Source organism: Streptomyces sp. NPDC126497 (assembly GCF_040302425.1).
In the GTDB taxonomy this organism is placed as follows: Bacteria; Actinomycetota; Actinomycetes; order Streptomycetales; family Streptomycetaceae; genus Streptomyces.
Genome location: NZ_JBEORT010000181.1, coordinates 1 through 5,531, shown reverse-complemented (window position 1 = coordinate 5,531; position 5,531 = coordinate 1). Strand labels below are relative to the sequence as shown.

Annotated in this window: 1 protein-coding gene and 1 pseudogene; both read left to right on the top strand. The window is 74.9% G+C overall.

The annotated features are described in order from the left end of the window. A partial coding sequence (locus tag ABTY20_RS34690) for a type I polyketide synthase (protein WP_352001131.1) occupies positions 1–1,201 on the top strand: 1,201 nt, incomplete at its 5' end. A gap of 49 nt (positions 1,202–1,250) precedes the next feature. Continuing rightward, a pseudogene (locus ABTY20_RS34685) lies at positions 1,251–5,531 on the top strand (type I polyketide synthase); the annotation flags it as partial.

Below are 5,531 nucleotides of genomic sequence, written 5' to 3'. Positions count from 1 at the left end.
CCCGGGTGCCGCCGCCCTGCGCGAGGAACTCACCGCCCTCGGCGCCCGGGTGACGGTCGTCGCCTGCGACGCCGCCGACCGCGACCGGCTCGCCGGGACCCTCGCCGCCGTACCCGCCGAACACCCCCTGACCGCCGTGGTGCACGCGGCCGGCGCCCTCGACGACGGAACCCTCGACACCCTCACCCCCGAACGCCTCGACCACGTCCTGCGTCCCAAGGCCGACGCCGCGTGGAACCTGCACGAACTCACCCGTGACACCAAGCTCTCCGCGTTCGTGCTGTTCTCCTCCTACGCGGGCCTCGCGGGCGGCCCCGGCCAGGCCAACTACGCCGCCGCCAACGCCTTCCTCGACGCCCTCGCCCAGCACCGGCGCGCCCGCGGCCTCCCCGCCGTCTCCCTCGCCTGGGGCCTCTGGGAGGACCGCAGCGACCTCACCGGCGCCCTCGGCGGAGCCGACCTCGCCCGCCTGGACCGGGCCGGGATCCGTCCCCTCACCGCCGAACAGGGTCTCGGCCTCCTCGACACCGCCGCCGCCCTGGACACCGCCCACCTGGTCCCCGTACGGCTCGACCCGCGCGCCCTGCGCGCCGACCGGGTGCCCCCGCTGCTGCGGGCCCTCGCCCGTCCGGCCGCCCGCCGCGCCGCCGACGCCGGAACCACGGGCGGACCGCGGGACTTCCGCCGCAGGCTCGCCGCGCTCGGCGGCCCGCAGCAGCAGACCCTGCTGCACGGCATGGTCCTCGGCCACGTCGCCGCCGTCCTCGGCCACGCCTCCGCCGAGGCGCTGGACTCCGGGCGCGGCTTCCTCGACCTCGGCATGTCCTCCCTGACCGCGGTCGAACTCCGCAACCGCCTCAACGCGGAGACGGGCCTGACCCTGCCCACCACCCTGATCTTCGACCATCCCGACCCGGCCGCCCTCGTCCGCCACCTGCGGGACGAACTCGGCACCGGCGGCACCGGACCCGGCGACGCGGACCAGCCCGTCTTCGCCGAACTCGCCGAGCTCGAGGCCGCGGTGAGCGGCGCGGAACTCGACGACCAGGACCGGGCCCGCCTGGCCAAGCGCCTCCAGTCCCTCCAGTGGAAGCTCGGCGCCACCACGGAGACCACCGGCGAGCGCGACGACTCCGACCTCGACACCACCACGGACGACGAGATGTTCGACCTGATCGACAACGAACTCGGCCTCGCCTGACACCCCGCCCGGCCACCGCGTCCTTCCAGAACCAGAGGATTCCACCCCCATGGCAAGCTCCGAAGACAAGCTCCGCGACTACCTCAAGAAGGTCACCGCAGACCTGCGTCGCACCCGTCAGCGGCTGGAGTCCGTCGAGGCAGGCCAGAGCGAGCCGATCGCCGTCATCGGCATGGCCTGCCGCTTCCCCGGCGGCGTCCGCTCCCCGGAGGACCTCTGGCGGCTCGTCGCCGACGGCACCGACGCCGTCGGCCCGCTGCCCGAGGACCGCGGCTGGGACCTCGACTCCCTCTACGACCCCGACCCGGGCACCCCCGGCAAGAGCTACGTCCGCGAGGGCGGCTTCCTCGACGGCGCCGCCGACTTCGACGCCGACCTCTTCGGCATCGCCCCCCGCGAGGCCCTCGCCATGGACCCGCAGCAGCGCCTCCTGCTGGAAACCGCCTGGGAGGCCGTCGAACGCGCCCGCATCAGCCCCGCCTCCTTGCGCAACACCGACACGGGCGTCTTCGTCGGCGGTGCCGACACCAACTACGGCTCCCTCGCCCGCACCACCGACGAGACCGAGGGCCACAACCTCACCGGCGGCGCCATGAGCGTCCTGTCCGGCCGCATCTCCTACACCCTCGGCCTGGAGGGCCCGGCCGTCACCGTCGACACCGCCTGCTCCTCCTCCCTCGTCGCCCTCCACCTCGCCACCCGCGCCCTGCGCGCCGGCGAGTGCTCCCTCGCCCTGGCCGGCGGCGTCGCCGTGATGCCGACCACCGAACTCTTCACCGAGTTCTCCCGCCAGCGCGGCCTCGCCCCCGACGGCCGCTGCAAGCCCTTCGCCGAAGCGGCCGACGGCACCGCCTGGGGCGAGGGCGTCGGCGTCCTCCTCGTCGAGCGCCTCTCCGACGCCCGCCGCAACGGCCACCGGGTCCTCGCCGTCATCCGGGGCACAGCCGTCAACCAGGACGGCGCCAGCAGCCGCCTCACCGCCCCCAACGGGCCCTCCCAGCGCCGCGTCATCGAGGCCGCCCTCGCCGACGCCCGCCTCACCCCCGACCAGGTCGACGCCGTCGAGGCCCACGGCACCGGCACCACCCTCGGCGACCCCATCGAGGCCCAGGCCCTCCTCGCCACCTACGGCCGGAACCGGCCCGCCGACCGGCCACTGCTCCTCGGCGCCGTCAAGTCGAACATCGGCCACGCCCAGGCCGCGGCCGGCGTCGCGGGCGTCATCAAGACGGTGATGGCGATGCGCCACGGCGTGCTGCCCGCCGTCCTCCACGTCGACACGCCCACCACCCACGTCGACTGGACCGCCGGCGCCGTCGAGCTCCTCACCGAGGCCACCCCCTGGCCCACCGCCGGCCACCCCCGCCGCGCCGGCGTCTCCGCCTTCGGCATCAGCGGCACCAACGCCCACGTCCTGCTGGAACAGGCCCCCCTCCCCGAGGAGGCGGAAGCATCCGACGGCACGGGTGCGGAGGCCCCGGCCGTCGACCCCGCCGTCACCCCGTGGCTGCTGTCCGCCCGCTCCGAGGCCGCGCTGCGCGCCCAGGCCGGACGTCTCCTCGCGCACGTCAACGCCTCGGCCGCCGGCTTCCGGCCCGCCGACGTCGCCCTCTCCCTGGCGACCAGCCGCGCCCCGCTCCCACACCGCGCGGTGGTCCTCGCCACCGACCCCGACACCACCGTCCAGGCCCTCACCGCCCTCGCCGGCGCCGCACCCCACCCCGCCGTCCTCGAAGGCACCGCCCAGAGCGGCTCGACCGCGTTCCTGTTCTCGGGTCAGGGGTCGCAGCGGCTGGGTATGGGCCGTGAGCTGTACGGGCGTTTCCCGGTGTTCGCGGAGGCGTTCGACGCGGTGTGCGCGGGGCTGGACGAGCACCTGGACCGGCCGTTGCGCGAGGTGGTGTGGGGCGACGACGAGGACGCGGAGGTACTGAACCGGACCGTCTATGCCCAGGCCGGACTGTTCGCGGTCGAGGTGGCGTTGTTCCGGCTGGTGGAGTCGTGGGGTGTGCGGCCGGAGTTCGTGGCCGGGCACTCGATCGGTGAGGTGGCGGCCGCGCATGTGGCGGGGGTGTTCTCGCTGGCGGACGCGTGTGCGCTGGTGGCCGCGCGGGGCCGGCTGATGCAGGCGCTGCCGGCCGGTGGCGCGATGGTGGCGGTGGAGGCGACGGAGGCGGAGGTGCTGCCGCACCTGACCGGTGAGGTGTCGGTCGCGGCCGTCAACGGTCCCACTTCCGTGGTGGTTTCGGGTGCCGAGGCCGCGGTGGAGACGGTGGCGGAGGTGTTCCGGGGGCTGGGGCGTCGTACGACCCGGCTTCGGGTGTCGCACGCCTTCCACTCGCCGCTGATGGAACCGATGCTGGACGACTTCCGCACGGTCGCCGAGAACCTCTCCTACGCCGACCCGCTGCTGCCCGTCGTCTCCAACGTGACCGGACGCATCGCCGCACCCGGCGAACTCACCACCCCCGCCTACTGGGTGACCCATGTCCGCGAGGCCGTGCGCTTCGCCGACGGGATCCGCGCCCTGGCCGGGCAGGGCGTCACGCGTTTCGTGGAGCTGGGGCCGGACGGTGTGCTCAGCGGCATGGCCCGCGAGAGCGCCGGCGACGAGGCACACCTGATCCCGCTGCTGCGCAAGGACCGCGACGAGGAGACGGCGGCCCTCACCGCCCTCGCCCGGCTGGCGGCACACGGCCTGACGGTCGACTGGACCGCGTACCTCGCCGGAACCGGCGCCCGGCTCACCGACCTCCCGACGTACGCCTTCCAGCACCAGCGCTACTGGCCCACGCCCGACGCGTCCTCCGGGGACGTCGAGTCCGCCGGTCTGCGCTCCGCCGGCCACCCCCTGCTCAGCGCGGCCGTCGAGTTCTCCGACTCCGACGGCCTCCTCCTCACCACTCGTCTCTCCCTGCGCACCCACCCCTGGCTGGGGGAACACGTCGTCATGGGCAACGTCCTGCTGCCCGGCACCGCCTTCGTCGAACTCGCGGTACGGGCCGGGGACGAGGTCGGCTGCGAGCGCGTCGAGGAACTCACCCTGGCGGCCCCCCTCGTCCTTCCCGAGCAGGGCGGCGTCCAACTGCACCTCCAGGTCGGCCCGGCCGACACCGCGGGCCGCAGGACCCTCACCGCCCGTTCCCGGCCCGAGGGCGCGGACGACCGGCCCTGGACCGAGCACGCCACCGGCGTCCTCGTCCCGGGGACGGCCCCCGCCTTCGACACCACCGCCTTCGACAGTGCCGTCTGGCCGCCCGCCGACGCCGAGCCCGTCGACCTGACGGGCCTCTACGAGCGCATGGCCGAGGGCGGATACGAGTACGGCCCCCTCTTCCAGGGCCTGCGCGCCGCCTGGCGGCGGGGCGACGACGTGTACGCCGAGGTCGCCCTCCCCGACTCCGCCGAGCGCGACGCGACCGGCTTCGGCCTGCACCCGGCGCTGCTCGACGCGTCCGTGCAGATCTCCGCCCTCGGCGGACTCGCGCGGGGAGTCGTCCCGTTCTCCTGGGAAGGCGTCACCCTGCACGCCACCGGCGCCCGGGCTGTCCGCGTCCGCCTGACCCGGACCGGGGACGAGTCCGCCACCGTCACTGTGGCCGACCCCACCGGGGCACCGGTCGCCACCATCGAGAACCTGGTGCTGCGTGCCGTCGCCTCCGACGACGCCGTCGACACCACGGCGCGGGACGCCCTGTTCCACGTGGCCTGGACGCCCGTCACCGCTCCCGCGCCCTCCGGTGGTGCCGAGGACGCCCCTTCCACGGCCGTCCTCGGCACCACCGACGACCTCCTCGCCGCCCTGACCGGGCCCCGCCATGCCGACTTCGACGCACTGGTGCACGACGGTGAGGTGCCGGCGATGGTGTACGCCGTCGTACCGCCGCCCGGCACCGCGGACGGTGTCGTCGACTCCGTGCACGATGCGGCCGTATGGGCGCTGGGGCTGGTGCGGTCGTGGCTGGCGGAGGAGCGGTGCGCGGAGTCGCGTCTGGTGTTCGTCACACGTGGCGCCGCGGAGGGTGACGACCTGGCCGGTGCCGTGGTGTGGGGGCTGGTGAGGTCGGCTGTCTCGGAGCATCCGGGGCGGTTCGGTCTGCTGGACGTCGAGCCGGGCGCCGGGCTCACCTCTGGGCTGCTGGGCGCGGTGTTGGCTGTGGGGGAGGCCGAGGTTGCGGTGCGTGGGGGTGAGGTGGTGGTGCCTCGTCTGGCGCGGGTGTCCTCTACGTCGGGCTTGGGGGTTTCCGGCTGGGATGTGGCCGGGGGCACGGTTTTGGTGACGGGTGGCACGGGTGGTCTGGGCCGTGTGGTGGCCCGGCATCTGGTGGTC